This window comes from Streptomyces sp. NPDC033229 (assembly GCF_055576875.1).
In genome coordinates, this window is sequence record NZ_JBVIQR010000030.1 from 80568 (window position 1) to 97473 (window position 16906).

14 protein-coding genes are annotated in these 16906 nt (G+C 71.2%); 6 read left to right on the forward strand and 8 right to left on the reverse strand.

Features of this window, described 5'->3' with window-relative positions; translation table 11 throughout:
* Positions 1–12: 12 nt before the first annotated feature.
* Positions 13–2001 carry a protein kinase domain-containing protein gene (locus tag ACZ53N_RS24970; protein ID WP_469143019.1) on the reverse strand — a complete coding sequence of 663 codons (1989 nt, stop codon included), beginning with the start codon at positions 1999–2001 and terminating at the stop codon, positions 13–15.
* Positions 2002–2115: 114 nt separating this feature from the next.
* Here ACZ53N_RS24970 and ACZ53N_RS24975 point away from each other — a divergent pair, with 114 nt between their 5' ends.
* Complete coding sequence (locus ACZ53N_RS24975; protein WP_469143020.1) at positions 2116–3285, forward strand: serine hydrolase domain-containing protein; 1170 nt, start codon at positions 2116–2118, stop codon at positions 3283–3285.
* Positions 3286–3318: 33 nt separating this feature from the next.
* Here the strand turns inward: ACZ53N_RS24975 and ACZ53N_RS24980 are convergent, their stop codons facing one another.
* Entirely contained in the window at positions 3319–5025 is a 1707-nt protein-coding gene (locus tag ACZ53N_RS24980; protein ID WP_469143021.1) for a glycerol-3-phosphate dehydrogenase/oxidase, read from the reverse strand.
* Between the two features lie 342 nt (positions 5026–5367).
* Between ACZ53N_RS24980 and ACZ53N_RS24985 the strand changes: the two genes are divergently transcribed.
* A complete protein-coding gene (locus tag ACZ53N_RS24985; RefSeq protein ID WP_356449135.1) occupies positions 5368–6639 on the forward strand; it encodes a nucleotide sugar dehydrogenase in 1272 nt (423 codons plus the stop codon).
* Positions 6640–6811: 172 nt separating this feature from the next.
* Here ACZ53N_RS24985 and ACZ53N_RS24990 read toward each other — a convergent pair whose 3' ends face one another.
* On the reverse strand, positions 6812–7966 hold the full coding sequence (locus ACZ53N_RS24990) for a rod shape-determining protein (protein ID WP_469143022.1): 1155 nt from the start codon (positions 7964–7966) through the stop codon (positions 6812–6814).
* Between the two features lie 206 nt (positions 7967–8172).
* On the opposite strand from ACZ53N_RS24990, the gene ACZ53N_RS24995 reads away from it, so the two are divergent.
* Positions 8173–8772, forward strand: a complete 600-nt coding sequence (locus ACZ53N_RS24995; protein ID WP_469143023.1) for a hypothetical protein — start codon at positions 8173–8175, stop codon at positions 8770–8772.
* Between the two features lie 81 nt (positions 8773–8853).
* Here the strand turns inward: ACZ53N_RS24995 and ACZ53N_RS25000 are convergent, their stop codons facing one another.
* The 4 genes from ACZ53N_RS25000 to ACZ53N_RS25015 all read right to left on the reverse strand — a co-directional run bounded on the left by ACZ53N_RS25000 (position 8854) and on the right by ACZ53N_RS25015 (position 13333).
* Entirely contained in the window at positions 8854–9981 is a 1128-nt protein-coding gene (locus ACZ53N_RS25000) for a GuaB3 family IMP dehydrogenase-related protein (RefSeq protein ID WP_365373573.1), read from the reverse strand.
* Positions 9982–10089: 108 nt separating this feature from the next.
* Positions 10090–11592: an IMP dehydrogenase gene (gene guaB / locus ACZ53N_RS25005; protein ID WP_469143024.1), complete on the reverse strand. Its 1503-nt coding sequence runs from the start codon at positions 11590–11592 to the stop codon at positions 10090–10092.
* Positions 11593–11755: 163 nt separating this feature from the next.
* Positions 11756–12355 (reverse strand): sigma-70 family RNA polymerase sigma factor, encoded by a 600-nt coding sequence (locus ACZ53N_RS25010; RefSeq protein ID WP_130879037.1) that lies wholly within the window; start codon positions 12353–12355, stop codon positions 11756–11758.
* 366 nt (positions 12356–12721) lie between these two features.
* Positions 12722–13333 (reverse strand): response regulator transcription factor, encoded by a 612-nt coding sequence (locus ACZ53N_RS25015; protein WP_003948568.1) that lies wholly within the window; start codon positions 13331–13333, stop codon positions 12722–12724.
* A gap of 444 nt (positions 13334–13777) precedes the next feature.
* Here ACZ53N_RS25015 and ACZ53N_RS25020 point away from each other — a divergent pair, with 444 nt between their 5' ends.
* Positions 13778–14092 (forward strand): WhiB family transcriptional regulator, encoded by a 315-nt coding sequence (locus ACZ53N_RS25020; protein WP_130879036.1) that lies wholly within the window; start codon positions 13778–13780, stop codon positions 14090–14092.
* 103 nt (positions 14093–14195) lie between these two features.
* On the opposite strand, the gene ACZ53N_RS25025 is transcribed toward ACZ53N_RS25020, so the two are convergent.
* Entirely contained in the window at positions 14196–15107 is a 912-nt protein-coding gene (locus ACZ53N_RS25025) for a LysR family transcriptional regulator (protein WP_365373578.1), read from the reverse strand.
* Positions 15108–15188: 81 nt separating this feature from the next.
* On the opposite strand from ACZ53N_RS25025, the gene ACZ53N_RS25030 reads away from it, so the two are divergent.
* Both ACZ53N_RS25030 and ACZ53N_RS25035 read left to right on the forward strand, forming a co-directional pair.
* Positions 15189–15941 carry an MOSC domain-containing protein gene (locus ACZ53N_RS25030; RefSeq protein ID WP_469143025.1) on the forward strand — a complete coding sequence of 251 codons (753 nt, stop codon included), beginning with the start codon at positions 15189–15191 and terminating at the stop codon, positions 15939–15941.
* Positions 15938–16699: an SDR family NAD(P)-dependent oxidoreductase gene (locus ACZ53N_RS25035; protein ID WP_366683769.1), complete on the forward strand. Its 762-nt coding sequence runs from the start codon at positions 15938–15940 to the stop codon at positions 16697–16699. The genes ACZ53N_RS25030 and ACZ53N_RS25035 overlap by 4 nt, the downstream gene beginning before the upstream one ends.
* Positions 16700–16906: the final 207 nt, after the last annotated feature.

The following is a 16906-nucleotide window of genomic DNA, read 5'->3' on the forward strand; positions in this document are numbered from 1 at the left end:
GGCTCCGGCCCGTCACGCGGGCTGGAACGTCTTGAACGCCGTCTCCCGGAGCTTCCGGCACTCCGTCTCGGACCACTTGCCCTTCTCGCACGTCACCATGATGGCGTAGCCACGCTTGTCGTCCACCTTGAAGCCCCGGTTGACGACCTGGACGCGCTTGTCCTTCTGGTCGCGCTCGAAGGTCCAGTCCGCGATGGTCGGGTAGTCGTGGCCGTCCCAGTCGTCGACCTCTTCGACGCCGAGGCCGCGGTAGTTGGGCATCCCGCCGCTCTTGGCGGCGGAGTCGGAATCACGCCACGCCGCGACGGCGTCGGAGCCCGGGTCGGAACCGAAGTCGACCTGGAGGCGCGGGAAGCCACCCGACTTGCTGTATATCGCCCCGGAGTGGGCCCCGGCGGTGCCCGTCTTCCGCCATCCCTTGGGCATGGCGATGCTGAAGTGGTATTCGGCGTTCTTGACCGCCGCGTATCCGCCGGGCAGGTCATCGCCTTCCGAGGACGTGCCGTCCTCGTCCTTGGACGTGTCGTCCTTCTTGCCCTTGCCCGTCCCGGATGACGCGGCGTCCGCGCCCTTGGCTCCCTGTTCGGTGAGGGAGGAAGTGGCCTTGTCCCCGACGGATTTGGAGGAGCCGCCCTTGGTGCCGCCCGTGGTGCCCTTGTCGTCACCGTCGCCGTTCAGCGTGATGGCGAGCACGGTGCCGATGATGGCCAGCGCGACGATGACCGCCACGGCCAGCAGCGTGCGCCGGGACACGACGTCCGTGATGGATGCCCGCCCGGGACGGGCGGGGTGGGCGCCGCTTCCGGACCGGCCGAGTCCCGTCTGCCGCTGGGCGGACGGTATGGAAGGGGCGGGCTTGGCGGGTCGCGGCGGCTTGGCGCCGGTGCCCGAGGCCGCGTCCCGGACGGACTTGAACGCGCCCCGCATCCGGTCACCCGCCCCGTCCGTCGCGCGCGAGCCGGTGGACGGGGCGGCGGAGGCACGGCTATCGCCCTTACGCGAGCCCGGCGCGGATGCCGAACCCGCGCCCGCCGACGCTCCCGCGCCCGACCTGGAGGACGGACGGGTGCCGGAGCGCATCTCGGCGGGGGACGGCAGAGCGATCGCCTGTGTGGCGTCCAGGGCCGGGGAGGCCTCCGGCGCCTTCGGCAGGCGCTCGTCGGGGGCGTTGACCGCGTCGGTCAACAGGGCCCGGGCGCCCGCCTCGTCCAGCCGCTTGGCGGGGTCCTTGGCGAGCAGTCCGTACATGAGGCCTTCGAGCGGACCCGCGTTTCGCGGGGGGCCCAGCGGCTCGGTCATCACGGCGGTGAGGGTCGCTATGGCCGAACCCTTGTCGTACGGGGGGACGCCCTCGACCGCCGCGTACAGCAGGCCGCCCAGTGACCACAGATCCGCCGGCGGGCCGGGCTTCTGGCCGCGCGCCCGCTCCGGGGATATGTACGAGGGGGCGCCGACCAGCATGCCCGTCGAGGTGACCGACGGGTCGCCCTCGACCTGGGCGATGCCGAAGTCGGTGAGGACGACACGGTTGTCGTCCGCGATGAGGACGTTGGACGGCTTCACGTCGCGGTGCAGGATGCCCTGACGGTGTGCCGCGCTCAGCACGTCGAGAACGGCCAGTCCGACCTCCGCGGCCCGTCGCCACTTGAGCGGTCCGTCCTCACGGATGACATCGGCGAGCGAGCGGCCCTCGATGAGCTCCATGACGATCCACGGGCGGTCGTCCTCGTGCACCACGTCGTAGACGGTGACCGCACCGGCACTGCGGATCCGGGCGATGGCCTTCGCCTCACGCAGCGTGCGCGTGATCAGGCGGCGCTTCTCGTCCTCGTCGATGTTGGCCGGGAAGCGCAACTCCTTGACCGCGACGGTGCGGCCGAGCGTCTCGTCGGTCGCCCGCCAGACCGTGCCCATGCCGCCACGACCGAGGATGCCCCCGAGGCGGTACCGCCCGGCCAGGAGGCGCCCTGCCGTGCCCTGCGTCTGCTCCGCCTCCGACATGCGTCCCCTCTGGCAATCAGCTCTGCGACCAACCGACCCTGGCAGAGCGACCATTGTCTCTCATCCGCAGACCGGTGGAAGGCCAGGGTCCGAGTGCCCATGGATGATGAGCCCATGCCGACGCACACCGCCCTCGTGCGCCTCGCCTCCGCCATGACCGCGCTGACCTGCGCCGTGACGCTGTCCGCGGGGTCGGCGGGCAGTCGCACCGCCGCCCGGCCCCCTGTCCAAGACCTCGTTTCCCCGCGAACGGTTCCCGGTGCGGCCCAGCTGTCACAAGACGCTCATGGGGTCCGATTCCACACGGCGGGCGTCGCGGATGTACGCACCGGGCGCCCCATCCTTCCCACGGACCGCTTTCGGGTCGGCAGCATCACCAAGACCGTCATCGCCACCGTCACCCTCCAGCTCGCCGCCGAGCGCAAGCTGGACCTCGACGACCCGGTCACCACCCATCTGCCCGTCTCGACCGCCACCCTGCTGCCCTGCCCCGGCGGCAGCGACAGCCGCGCCCAGGGCTGTCGGATCACCGTCCGTCAACTCCTCACCCACACCAGCGGGCTGTTCTCCTACACCGACGACCGCGCCTTCTTCCGCCGGTTCTTCGGTCCGGGCTTCGCCGCGCACCGTTTCGATACCCACAAACCCGACGCACTGGTACGGACCGCCCTCGCGCACCCGCCGTACGCGGCCCCCGGTGAGCGGTACCGCTACTCCAACACGGACTACCTACTCCTCGGTATGGTCATCCGTCAGGTCACGGGCCACTCCTATGCCACCGAGGCCCACCGGCGCATCGTGGCCCCCTTGCACCTCACCGGCACCAGCTTTCCCGGCACACGCGCGGGGCTGCCCTCCCCCCACGGCCGCGCCTACACGACGACGGGCACGGGCACGACGAGGGGCAGCAGGCTCACCGCCGACGCCACCGACCTCAATCCGTCCTCGGCGGGCGCGGCCGGCGAGCTGGTCTCCACCCTCCCCGACCTCAACCGTCTCTTCGGCGCACTGCTGCGCGGCGCGCTCCTGCCCGCACCGGAGCTACGGCAGATGCGGGACACGACGGCCTCGTACGGCCGCTACGGCATGGGACTGTTCCCCGTGCGGCTGCCCTGCCACCGCACCCTGTGGGGCCACAACGGCGAGATCAGCGGCTCGTACGTGCAGACGCTCGGCACCGCGGACGGGCGGCACCTCATCAGTTACCGCGTCAACAGCGACGCCCCCGTCGACGCGGCGGCCGAAAGGGCCCTCCTGAGCGCCGAGTTCTGCCCGAAAGCCTGACGAACCGGACGTCCGGCACTGCACCGCACCGCCCTACAGCGGCTGCACCTCGGGGGCGCCCAGCCGCGCCGCGTCCGCCGTCTGGTCGTCGGGCTGCCGCTGCGACTCGCGCTCCGCCTCCACGCGCTTCTCGTAGTGCTCGACCTCCTTCTCGATCTGCGCCCGGTCCCAGCCCAGCACCCCCGCCATCAGCTCGGCGGCCTCCCGCGCGCTGCGCGTGCCCCGGTCGAAGGTCTCGATGGAGATCCGTGTCCGGCGCGTGAGTACGTCGTCGAGGTGGCGGGCCCCCTCGTGGGAGGTGGCGTAGACGACCTCCGCCCGCAGATAGTCCTCGGCACCGCCGAGCGGCTCGCCCAGCTTCGGATCGGCGGTGACGAGGTCCAGCACCTCGTCGACCATCGAGCCGTAGCGATTCAGGAGGTGCTCGACGCGCGCCACGTGGAGGCCCGTGCGCTGTGCCATCTGCGCCCGGCCGTTCCACAGGGCCCGGTAGCCCTCGGCCCCCACCAGCGGCACGTCCTCGGTGACGCACTCCGCGACCCGCTGGGCCAGGCCGTGCACCGCCTCGTCCACGGCGTCCTTCGCCATCACCCGGTAGGTGGTGTACTTCCCGCCCGCCACGACCACCAGCCCCGGTACCGGGTGGGCGACGGTGTGCTCGCGCGAGAGCTTGCTGGTCGCGTCCGACTCCCCGGCCAGCAGCGGACGCAGCCCGGCGTACACGCCCTGGACGTCGTCGCGGGTGAGCGGCACGGCGAGTACCGCGTTGACGTGCTCCAGCAGATAGTCGATATCGGCGCTGGAGGCGGCCGGATGCGCCTTGTCCAGGTCCCAGTCGGTGTCGGTGGTGCCGATGATCCAATGCCGGCCCCATGGGATCACGAACAGCACGCTCTTCTCGGTGCGCAGGATCAGCCCGGTGGTGGAGTGGATCCGGTCCTTGGGCACGACGAGGTGGATGCCCTTCGACGCCCGTACGTGGAACTGCCCGCGCTCCGCGATGAGCTGCTGGGTGTCGTCCGTCCACACCCCCGTGGCGTTCACGACCTGCCGGGCGCGGACCTCGAACTCACCGCCCTGCTCCAGGTCCTTCACCCGGGCCCCGACCACCCGCTCCCCCTCCCGCAGGAAGCCGACCACGCGCGCCCGGTTTGCGACGTCCGCGCCGTAGGCGGCGGCGGTGCGCACCAGGGTGGTGACGTAGCGCGCGTCGTCCATCTGGGCGTCGTAGTACTGCAGGGCGCCGATCAGCGCGTCCTTCTTCAGGGCGGGCGCGACCCGCAGCGCGCGCTTGCGCGTGAGGTGCCGGTGGGTGGGCAGTCCCCGCCCGTGGCCCGAGGAGACCGACATCGCGTCGTAGAGCGCGACGCCCGAGCCGGCGTAGAAGCGCTCCCAGCCCCGGTGCTGCAAGGGGTAGAGAAAGGGCACCGGCTTCACCAGGTGCGGGGCCAGCCGCTCGAGGAGCAGCCCGCGTTCCTTGAGTGCCTCGCGCACGAGGGCGAAGTCGAGCATCTCCAGATAGCGCAGCCCGCCGTGGATCAGTTTGCTGGACCGGCTGGAGGTCCCCGCCGCCCAGTCGCGCGCCTCGACGAGCCCGGTCGTGAGCCCGCGGGTGGCCGCGTCGAGCGCGGTGCCCGCGCCGACGACACCGGCGCCGACCACCAGGATGTCCAGTTCCCGCTCCGCCATCCGGGCGAGCGCCTCACCGCGCTCGGCCGGCCCGAGTGTCGCTGTCCTCACTGCTGCCTCCCGATTGACCGCTCTCACTGCCGCCCCGGTGACCGCGGCCACCGGGGGCACCAGGACTGCCGGGCACCCGTTCCCCTTCGATGCTGCACCAGATCGGCCGCTTTGGCCGTGTCGGAGGCGAGCCGCGCCGCGGCAATCCCGGATAACAGTCATATATCCGCTTAACCTGATGTAACTCGTCCGGGGATCGGTCCCGTCCGCCCGCGGGGCCATCCGCCTCCCCTCCGGGCCCACCCTTCGGCAGAGCCCTCCGGAACCTCCGGAGGCCCTCCCGACCGACGGCCCTCCGGGAAGGACCGGCCAGCAGGACCCCTCCGGGAAGGACCGCCCGCCATGCCCGCAGATCTCGCCGTCCTCGGACTCGGCCACCTCGGCCTCCCGCTCGCCCAGGCCGCCACGGCCGCCGGCATCGCCACCGTCGGCTACGACCCCGACCCGCACACCGTCGCCGAACTCCGCGCCGGCAGGCTGCCCACCGAAGGCGCCGACGGCTCGCTCACCGCCGCCGGCGTCCGCCGCATGCTCTCCGCCGGTTTCCGCGCCACGACCGAGGACACCGAGCTGGGCCGGGTCCGTACGGCGGTGATCTGCGCCCCCACCCGGCTCGGCGAGGACCGGGCGCTGGACCTCGGCGCCATCGGCGACGCGGCCCGCGCGCTCGCCGCCCGGCTGCGCCCGCACACCACTGTGCTCCTGGAGTCCACCGCCTACCCCGGAACCACGGAGGACTACCTCCGTCCACTGCTCGAATCCGGCTCCGGCTTGCGCGCGGGCCGGGACTTCCACCTCGCCTACTCGCCCAGCCGCTTCGACCCCGGCAACCGGCGCCACGGCTACACCAACACGCCCAAGGTCATCGGCGGCCTCACCCCCGCCTGCACCGAGGCCGCCGCCGCCTTCTACGGACGGATCTGCGAGAAGGTCGTCCGCGCCCGCGGCCCCCGCGAGGCGGAGGCGGTCAAGGTCCTGGAGACCAACTACCGGCACGTCAATATCGCGCTCGCCAACGAGATGGCGGTCTTCTGCCACGACATCGGCGTCGACCTGTGGGACGTCGTGCGCTGCGCCGAGACCAAACCGTTCGGCTTCCAGGCCTTCCGCCCGGGGCCCGGGGTGGGCGGCCACGGCGTGCCCATCGACCCCAACTACCTCTCCTACAAGGGCCGCAGCCTCGGCCACCCCTTGCGGATGGTGGAGCTCGCGCAGGAGGTCAACGGCCGGATGCCGCGCTACGTCATCCAGCGCTGCGCCACGCTCCTCAACGAGCACGGCAAGTCGGCGCGCGGCGCGCGCGTGCTCCTGCTCGGCGTCGGCTACAAAGCCGACACCGGCGACCAGGAGGGCTCGCCGGCCCGCGAGATCGCCTCCCGGCTGATGGAGCTGGGCGCCCAGATCAGCTACCACGACCCGTATGTCCCGCAGTGGCGGGTCCTCGGCCGTCCGGTACCGCGTGCCGACTGTCTCTACGAGGCCGCCGCCATCGCCGACCTGACGGTCCTTCTCCAGCCCCACCGCACCTACGACCTGCAAGGACTGGCGGTCAAGGCGCAGCTGCTGCTGGACACCCGCGGCGCGAGCCCCGCCGGGGCGGCACACCGGTTGTAGGGGACGCGCCAGGGACACGCCCCCACAGACGCCCGGCTCGTGCGGCGCGACCACGGAGCCCTGGTGTCACCGCCGCCTCCCCCAAGGCCGAAAAGGCCGGCCCCGCGTCTCCCCCGACCCCGGGGAGAGAACGCCGGACCGGCCTGAAATCCGTCCCTGAAACCAGCCGCCCCTACAGCCGGCCCGTTCCCAGCAGCCGGCCCGGCTGCGCGTCCAGGACCGTCCTGAGCGAGGCGAAGTCCTCGACGCAGCGGCCCGTGCCGACGGCCACGCAGTCCAGCGGCTCGTCGGCGACCAGCACCGGGATGTCGAGTTCCTTGCTCAGCCGCACGTCCAGGCCGCGCAGCAGCGCACCGCCGCCGGTCAGGACGATGCCGCGGTCCATGATGTCGCCCGCCAGCTCCGGCGGCGTCTCGTCCAGGGTCTGCCGCACGGCCATGACGATCGCGTCGACCGGCTCCGTCAGCGCGTGCCGGACCTCGTCGGCCGTCAGCTCCAGCGTCTTGGGCAGACCACTGACCTGGTCGCGGCCGCGAATGGTGAAGCGGTCCGGGGGCAGCAGGCCCTGGGTCTCCTCCGGGTCGCCGCCGACGTCCTCCAGACCGTCGTTCTTCTCCAGCTGCTTGGCGAGCGCGCTGAGCCCGGCCGCGGTCCAGGAGGCCGTGGGAGAAGCCGAGCCGATGCTCATCTTGATCTCCTCCGCGGTCCGTTCACCGATCGCGAGGGCGTAGTGCTTCTTCACGTACGAGGTGATGGCCGTGTCCATGGCGTCGCCCGCGGTCCGCACCGAACGCGCGGTGACGATGCCGCCCAGCGAGATCACGGCGACCTCGGTGGTGCCGCCGCCGATGTCGACGACCATGCAGCCGGTCGGCTCGCTGACCGGCAGCCCCGCGCCGATCGCCGCGGCCATCGGCTCCTCGATCAGATGCACCTGACGGGCACCGGCCTGTGTCGCGGCCTCGATGACCGCGCGGCGCTCGACGCCGGTGATGCCGGACGGCACACACACCACGACGCGCGGGCGGGTGAAGCGGCGGTTGCCCGTGACCTTCTTGATGAAGTGCCGGAGCATCCGCTCGGCTATCTCGAAGTCGGCTATGACGCCGTCGCGCAGCGGACGGATGGCCACGATGTTCGAAGGGGTGCGGCCAATGGTCTCCTTGGCCTCGGATCCGACCGAGAGCACTCCGCCGTCAGCGGCGTTGACCGCGACCACCGATGGCTCGTTGAGCACCACTCCTTTCCCCCGCACGTACACGAGCGTGTTCGCCGTGCCGAGGTCGATGCCCATGTCCCTGCCGCTGAACGACTTGCTTTGTGCCATAAGTTGCCATTATTCCCTATGGTCGAACGTTTATGCGGAGTTCACAGCGGCCCGCTCGCTGTCGGTGACAGAACGTCGGCCGGGGTCATGTCGGGGACCACCGGGATTTCTTGACGCGCTGTCAGGCCCGGCTGCTAGCTTGTGGCCCACGCTTCACACTCTGCAACTTTCTGCGCTCATCTTCTTCACCCACGGGGGACACCACCATGAATCAGCCCTGGCAGCAGCCGCCGCAGCAGCCGCCGAACCCCTACGGCCAGCAGCCGCAGCAGCCCGGCCCGTACGGGCAGCAGCCCCCGCCGCCCGGCTACGGCCCGCAGCAGCCACAGCAGCCGTACGGCATGCCCCCGCACGCCGCCCCGCAGTACGGCGCCCCCGGCGGCTTCCCGCCGCCGGCCCGCCAGGGCAACGTGGGCCTCGCGGTGCTCCTCGGCGTCGTGGCCATGCTCGTCGGCGCCGGCGTCTACGGCTACATCCTCAAGGCCACCGACGGCCGCCAGATCGGCTACCTCGCCATCGGTGTGGGCGCCCTCGTCGGAGCCGCCCTCGGCAAGCTCGGCGGACGCAACGCCGTTCTCCCGGTCGTCGGCGTGGTCCTCGGACTCCTCGGCGTCTACCTCGGCCAGATATTCGGCTACTCCCTGGCACTCTCCGATTTCCTGCACGTGTCCGTGACCGAGGTGCTCTTCGACCACTTCGAGATCGTCAACAGTGCGTGGAAGGACGACCTGGGCGGCATGGACGCGCTCTTCTACGCCCTCGGCGGCGTCGGCGCCTTCACCACCGCCCGCAAGCTCGGGGGCTGACAGCCGCCCCCGAGCGCCCGGCCCCGCACACGCCGAAGGGCCCGGACCGCCGCAGCGGTCCGGGCCCTCGAAGGCGTGAGATCAGCGGTTGTCGTGCTGCGACGGCGCGACCGTCACCTCGACCCGCTGGAACTCCTTCAGCTCGCTGTAGCCCGTGGTGGCCATCGCGCGGCGCAGCGCGCCGAACATGTTCATCGAGCCGTCCGGGGTGTGCGAGGGACCGGCGAGGATCTCCTCGGTCGTGCCGACCGTGCCCAGGTTCATGCGCTTGCCGCGCGGCACGTCCTCGTGGACGGCCTCCATGCCCCAGTGGTAGCCGCGGCCCGGCGCGTCCGTGGCACGCGCGAGCGGGGAGCCCATCATCACGGCGTCCGCGCCACAGGCGATGGCCTTCGGCAGGTCGCCCGACCAGCCCACGCCGCCGTCCGCGATGACGTGGACGTAACGGCCGCCGGACTCGTCCATGTAGTCACGGCGGGCGGCGGCCACATCGGCGACCGCGGTCGCCATCGGGACCTGGATGCCCAGCACGTTGCGCGTGGTGTGCGCGGCGCCGCCGCCGAAGCCGACGAGGACACCCGCCGCGCCCGTGCGCATCAGGTGCAGCGCGGCGGTGTAGGTCGCGCAGCCGCCGACGATGACGGGGACGTCGAGCTCGTAGATGAACTGCTTGAGGTTCAGCGGCTCGGCGGCACCGGAGACGTGCTCGGCGGAGACGGTCGTCCCGCGGATCACGAAGATGTCCACGCCCGCGTCGACGACGGCCTTGGAGAACTGCGCGGTGCGCTGCGGGGAGAGCGCGGCGGCGGTCACGACGCCGGAGTCGCGGACCTCCTTGATGCGCTGCCCGATCAGCTCTTCCTTGATCGGAGCCTCGTAGATCTCCTGGAGGCGCTTGGTGGCCGCGGTCTCGTCCAGCTCGGCGATCTCCGCGAGCAGCGGCTCCGGGTCCTCGTAGCGGGTCCACAGGCCCTCGAGGTTCAGCACGCCGAGGCCGCCGAGCTCACCGATGCGGATGGCGGTCTCGGGCGAGACGACCGAGTCCATGGGAGCGGCCAGGAACGGCAGCTCGAAGCGGTAGGCGTCGATCTGCCAGGCGATCGAGACCTCCTTCGGGTCGCGCGTACGGCGGCTCGGGACGACGGCGATGTCGTCGAATGCGTACGCCCGGCGGCCGCGCTTGCCGCGCCCGATCTCGATCTCAGTCACGTGTGTGGCCTTTCAACTTTCCTTGGCGCTCCGTCTGCGCATACCAGTATCCCCGACGCGGCGAAGCCCGCGGCCTTTCGGTCGCGGGCTCCGGTGAAGCGCGTACTACTACCGACGGGAGTAGTTCGGTGCCTCGGTCGTCATCTGGATGTCGTGCGGGTGGCTCTCCTTGAGCCCCGCCGACGTGATGCGCACGAAGCGGCCCTTGTCCTTGAGCTCCTGCACGTCGGCCGAGCCGACGTAGCCCATGGAGGCCCGCAGACCGCCGATGAGCTGGTGCGCGACCGAGGAGAGGGGACCGCGGTAGGGCACCTGGCCCTCGATGCCCTCGGGCACGAGCTTGTCCTCGGAGAGAACGTTGTCCTGGAAGTAGCGGTCCTTGGAGTACGAGCGGGCCTGGCCGCGCGACTGCATCGCGCCCAGCGAACCCATGCCCCGGTAGGACTTGAACTGCTTGCCGTTGATGAAGACCATCTCGCCCGGCGACTCCTCGCAGCCCGCGAGCAGCGAGCCGAGCATCACCGTGTCCGCGCCGGCCGCGATCGCCTTGGCGATGTCGCCGGAGTACTGCAGACCGCCGTCGCCGATCAGCGGCACACCGGCCGCGTGGCACGCCTGCGCGGCCTCGTAGATGGCGGTGACCTGCGGGACGCCGATGCCGGCGACGACGCGGGTGGTGCAGATCGAGCCCGGGCCGACACCGACCTTGACGCCGTCGACACCCGCGTCGATGAGCGCCTGGGCGCCGTCGCGGGTGGCGACGTTGCCGCCGACGACATCGACGTTGATGTTGGACTTGACCTTGGCGATCATGTCGAGGATGCCCCGGCTGTGGCCGTGGGCGCTGTCGATGACCAGGAAGTCCGCACCGGCCGCGACGAGCGCCTGGGCGCGCTCGTACGCCTCCTCGCCGACGCCCACGGCGGCACCGACGACCAGGCGGCCCTCGGAGTCCTTCGCCGCGTTCGGGTACTTCTCGGCCTTGACGAAGTCCTTGACCGTGATGAGGCCCTTGAGCACGCCGCTCTCGTCGACCAGCGGCAGCTTCTCGATCTTGTGGCGGCGGAGCAGCTCGATCGCGTCCTCGCCGGAGATCCCGACGTTGCCCGTCACCAGCGGCATCGGGGTCATGACCTCGCGCACCTGACGGCGGCGGTCCAGCTCGAAGGCCATGTCACGGTTGGTGACGATGCCGAGCAGCTTGCCCGCCGGGTCGGTGACCGGCACGCCGCTGATCCGGAACTTGGCGCACAGCGCGTCGGCCTCGGCGAGCGTGGCGTCCGGGCGGACCGTGATCGGGTCGGTGACCATGCCCGACTCGGAGCGCTTGACCAGGTCGACCTGGTTGGCCTGGTCCTCGATGGAGAGGTTGCGGTGCAGCACGCCCGCGCCACCCTGGCGGGCCATGGCGATCGCCATCCGCGCCTCGGTGACCTTGTCCATCGCGGCGGACAGCAGCGGGATGTTGACCCGGACGTTGCGCGAGACGCGGGACGAGGTGTCGACCCCGTTCGGCAGTACCTCCGAGGCGCCCGGCAGCAGCAGGACGTCGTCGTATGTCAGACCGAGCATCGCGAATTTTCCGGGCATTCCGTCGACGTTGTCAGTCATGACACCTTCCCAAATGGTCTTGCCCCAGCGCGGACTCCCATGCTAACGGCCGTCACAGGTGTCCCATTCCACGACGGCTGAGTCCCGCATCACTTGTACGTTCTTACAAATCGACGGTGTCCACGGACTTCTCCCCGGACTCTGCGGAACGCCCCGGGGTCGCTCACTGCTCGGCGAGCGCCCGGAGCCGACTGAGCGCCCGGTGCTGCGCGACCCGCACCGCACCCGGCGACATGCCGAGCATCTGCCCGGTCTCCTCCGCCGTCATCCCGATGGCGACCCTCAGCAGCACCAGCTCGCGCTGGTTCTCCGGAAGGTTGGCCAGGAGCTTCTTCGCCCACTCCGCGTCGCTGCTGAGCAGCGCCCGCTCCTCGGGGCCGAGCGAGTCGTCGGGCTGCTCCGGCATCTCGTCGGACGGCACCGCGGTACTGCCGTGCCGCATCGCGGCCCGCTGCAGATCGGCGACCTTGTGCGCGGCGATGGCCACGACGAAGGCCTCGAAGGGCCGCCCGGTGTCGCGGTAGCGCGGCAGGGCGCACAGCACCGCCAGGCAGACCTCCTGGGCCAGATCGTCCACGAAGTGCCTGGCGTCGCCCGGCAGCCGCGACAGCCGTGTGCGGCAGTAGCGCAGGGCGAGCGGGTGCACCAGGGCCAGCAGATCGTGGGTGGCCCGCCGGTCACCCTCGACGGCGCGCGCGACGAGGGCGCCGATCTCCCCTGGGGCTGTGGGCATGGGAGACCCCGCCTTGTCGTCGTCGCGCATCGGTCCATGGTGCCTCGCTGTGGAAGCTTCCGTGGCATCGCCCTGGTGGTTGTGCATCGAACCGTTACGCGTCGGTGTCCTCGCACTCACGTCTAGCGCCTCCCCCTTTCGGGTATGCCCGCCCCTGCACTCACGACTCCACCGATAGCTTGTGCCCGTGCCGTACGGCGCCGGGCAGGGCTTGTCCGTCATGAGATCTTTTGGGGCCGAGTGAGAAGCCTCGGCTCCTGCCGGGGAGGAGTCACACTCCAAGGATGCGGCATCCCTCGGAGTTTCGGCGTCGGACGCCGACGCGGTGAGGCCGCGGCAGGCACCACCCGGGTGGCGCGCACCGCGGCCTCACGACACTGCGCGCCACACCACGCCCTAGCGGACCAGGCCCCAGCGGAAGCCGAGCGCCACCGCGTGTGCCCGGTCCGAGGCGCCCAATTTCTTGAACAGACGCCGCGCGTGGGTCTTCACCGTGTCCTCGGAGAGGAACAGCTCACGGCCGATCTCCGCGTTGGACCGACCGTGGCTCATGCCTTCGAGCACTTGGATCTCCCGCGCGGTGAGCGTGGGCGCCGCGCCCATCTCCGCCGAGCGCAGTCGCCGGGGAGCGAGGCGCCAGGTCGGGTCGGCGAGCGCCTGGGTCACGGTCGCCCGCAGCTCGGCGCGCGAGGCGTCCTTGTGCAGATAGCCGCGCGCCCCGGCGGCGACCGCGAGCGCGACCCCGTCGAGGTCCTCGGCCACCGTGAGCATGATGATCCGGGCCCCGGGATCGGCGGAGAGCAGCCGGCGCACGGTCTCCACACCGCCGAGCCCCGGCATCCGAACGTCCATCAGAATGAGGTCCGAACGATCGGCGCCCCAGCGGCGGAGGACTTCCTCGCCGTTGGCCGCCGTCGTCACACGCTCGACGCCGGGCACGGTCGCCACCGCACGACGGAGCGCTTCTCGGGCAAGCGGGGAGTCGTCGCAGACGAGGACGGATGTCATGGCCGCCCTCCGCAGCTGATGCGCGTCACCTTGAGCCTCCAGGCTGGTACTGATCGTCACCTGTGCGATCAACGATTTCCCGCTGGGTCGGACACCTGCCCGACTGCTTCATCCGTCAACCGCCTCCGCACTCTCAACGACGGTCACCCGAAAGAGTTACGGGCTCGGTCGGCCACGTTCGGCACTCTACGTGAGGGCGCGGACACGGAGCAGGGCGCATTGGGGGCGCCCCGCTCACCACCCAAGCTATGCCCCATTTGCCCATCCGGCGCCGTTTTTCTTCCCATTTGCTGGTGTCTATGGCTAGATTCGCAATGAGTCATATTTACATCTGCTTACACAGCAGATGACGGGGAACTCCTCAGAGGATCACCCCGCACACCGCTCAGGAACCACTCACACATCGCACACATCGCGTCACAGATCGCTTCGAGGGGATAAGCAATGGCAGATTTCTCCCGCCTTCCCGGTCCCAACGCCGACCTGTGGGACTGGCAGCTCCTGGCGGCGTGCCGAGGGGTCGACAGCTCCCTCTTCTTCCACCCCGAGGGCGAACGCGGCGCCGCCCGCAGCGCCCGCGAGGCATCGGCGAAAGAGGTGTGCATGCGCTGCCCCGTGCGCGCGGAGTGCGCGGCGCACGCGCTGGCTGTGCGCGAGCCCTACGGCGTGTGGGGCGGCCTCACCGAGGACGAGCGCGAGGAGCTGATGGGACGCGCGCGACACCGGAGCATCGCCGTGACCGGCGCTCTCAGTGCGTGAGACCACATGCCCCGACGCGTGAAGAAACGTTCCACCGCTCGACGTCCCCGCTGAAGAAACGTCCCATCAGGAGCGCTCGGCAGAAAAGTCTCACCAGGAGCGCTCAGCGACGGGCGGCCGCCGCCAGCTGTTCGAGCATCGCCCCGACGGCCGGAACCCGGGCCAGGTCCGGCAGGGTGAGGGCGACGATCTCGCGCTGCACGACGGGCTCGACCGGTACAATCCGGGCGCCCTTGGGGCGTACCGACTCCAGGGCCAGCTCCGGCATCACCGCGACCCCGAGCCCGGCCCCGACCAGCCCGAACACCGCCGGATAGTCATCGGTCGCGAAGTCGATCCGCGGCGTGAAGCCCGCGCTCTCGCACACCTCGACCAGGTGCCGACGGCACCGCGGGCAGCCCGCGATCCACGACTCCCCCGCCAGCTCCTCGATCCCGACCCGGTCGGCCCCGGCGAGCCGGTGCCCCTCCGGGACCACGCCGATGAGCCGGTCGGTCAGCAGCGGCCGGACGACCAGGTCGTCCCACTCCGCGCTCGCCGCCGGGTCGGCGCCGCGTACCTCGGGGTAGCGGAAGGCCAGCGCGATCTCGCAGTCGCCGTCGCGCAGCATCTCCACGGAGCGCGGCGGTTCGGCCTCGACGAGGGAGACCCGCGTTCCCGGGTGGGCGGCCCGCATCGCCGCGAGCGCGCCCGGCACCAGCGTCGAGCTGCCGCTGGGGAAGGAGACCAGCCGCACCCGCCCGGCACGCAGCCCGGCGATCGCCGCGATCTCCTCCTCGGCCGCGGTCAGCCCGGCCAGGATCCCCGAGGCATGCCTGACGAGGGCCTCGCCCGCCTGCGTCAGGCGCATCTCGCGGCCCGTGCGGATCAGCAGCGGTGTGCCCGTGGACTGCTCCAGGGCCTTCATCTGCTGGCTGACGGCGGGCTGGGTGCAGCCCAGGTCGCGCGCCGCGGCCGAGAACGAACCGGTGGCGGCCACCGCGCGCAGCACCCTCAGATGACGAGCCTCGATCATGCGTCGAGCATAAGGCCTTCTTGGAGACGGCCGAAAATACGCGTTCGCAACTTTGAGGAGGGCGCGCCTAACCTGGCCCTCATGTACGTGATCTCTGTAAACGTGGGCCGCGCGACGACCGCGGCGGCCCCCGGCGACGCCCCCGGTTTCGCGGCCGGCCTGGACACCGGCATCGACAAGCGCCCCGTCACCGGGCCGGTCGCCGTGGCCCCGCCCGGGCCGAAGGGCACCGCGGGGAGCGGCCTCGCCGGAGACGAGGTGGTCAATCTGCGCCATCACGGCGGGGATCACCAGGCGGTGTACGCCTTCGCCCGCGAGGACCTGGACGGCTGGGAGCGGGAGTTGGGCCGCGAGCTCCCCCACGGCTCCTTCGGCGAGAACCTCACCACCGCCGGAGTCGACGTCAATGGCGCCCTCATCGGCGAGCGTTGGCGGATCGGCGCGGATCTCGTGCTGGAGGTCTCCGCGCCACGCATCCCCTGCCGGACCTTCGCGGACTGGCTGGGCGAGTCGGGCTGGATGAAGCGGTTCACCCAGGAGGCGGCGCCCGGCGCGTATCTGCGGGTGGTGGAGTCCGGCGAGGTCCGTGCGGGTGATCCGGTGGCGATCGCGCACCGGCCGGACCACGAGGTGAGCATCTCCTTCCTCTTCCGCGCGCTCACCACCGAACGGGCCCTGTTGCCCCGGGTGTTGGCGGCCGGTGACGCCCTGCACCCGGAGACCGTGGAGGCCGTCCACAAGCACCTGGCGCGGCAGCGGAATCAGCCGGAAGGGTCAGTGGGGGCGCCGGAGGCCCCCCGCGGGACGGCGGCGAGCACTAACGTTCCCGTATGACGACTGCACTGATCACGGGAGCGACGGCCGGCATCGGCGCGGCCTTCGCTCGGCGGCTGGCGGCCGACGGGCACAATCTGGTGCTCGTGGCGCGCGACGAGAAGCGGCTCAACGAACAGGCGACCGAGCTCCACGACCGGCACGGCGTGGAAGCGGAGGTGCTCCGCGCGGACCTGGCGGACGACGAGGGCATCGGGGCGGTCGAGGCCCGGCTCTCGGACCGTACGCAGCCGGTGGATCTGCTGGTCAACAACGCCGGGTTCGGGAACAAGGGCGTCTTCCTCGAGGTCACGATGGCCGACGAGCTGAGGATGCTCAAGGTGCACTGCGAGGCGGTGCTGCGGCTGACGTCGGCCGCCGTCCCCGGTATGCGGGAGCGCAGGCGCGGCGGCGTGGTCAACGTCGCGTCGGTGGCCGCGTTCGTGCCGCGCGGCACGTACGGGGCGAGCAAGGCGTGGGTCGTGCAGTTCACCCAGGGCGTGGCAAAGGATATGGAGGGCAGCGGGCTGCGGCTGATGGCGCTGTGCCCCGGCTTCGTCCGGACGGAGTTCCACGAGCGGGCGGGCATGCCCGCGGAGAACATCCCGAACTGGCTGTGGCTGGACGCGGACAAGCTCGTGACCTCGGCGCTGAAGGACCTGGCGCGCGGCAAGACCGTCTCCGTGCCCGACCCCCGGTACAAGGCGTTCAGCGGTCTGGCGAAGCTGGCGCCGCGCGGGGCGCTGGGGCGGGCGTCGTCGGGGACGGGCCGCCGGTAGGTTCCCGGGCCCGGAGGGAAAACGGCCGAGGCCCGGCGCCCCCGAAGGGGTGCCGGGCCTCGGCCGTGCTCGATGGCCACCGCGCGAAGCGGCCGCCACCGGGCGATGGTCGCGACTAGGGCGCGTATTCGGTTGTGATCAATTTGTGGGATTGGCCTTCGCGGCGGGGTCTGATCCGGTAAATCGTGTTGCGTGACGCGGATGCAA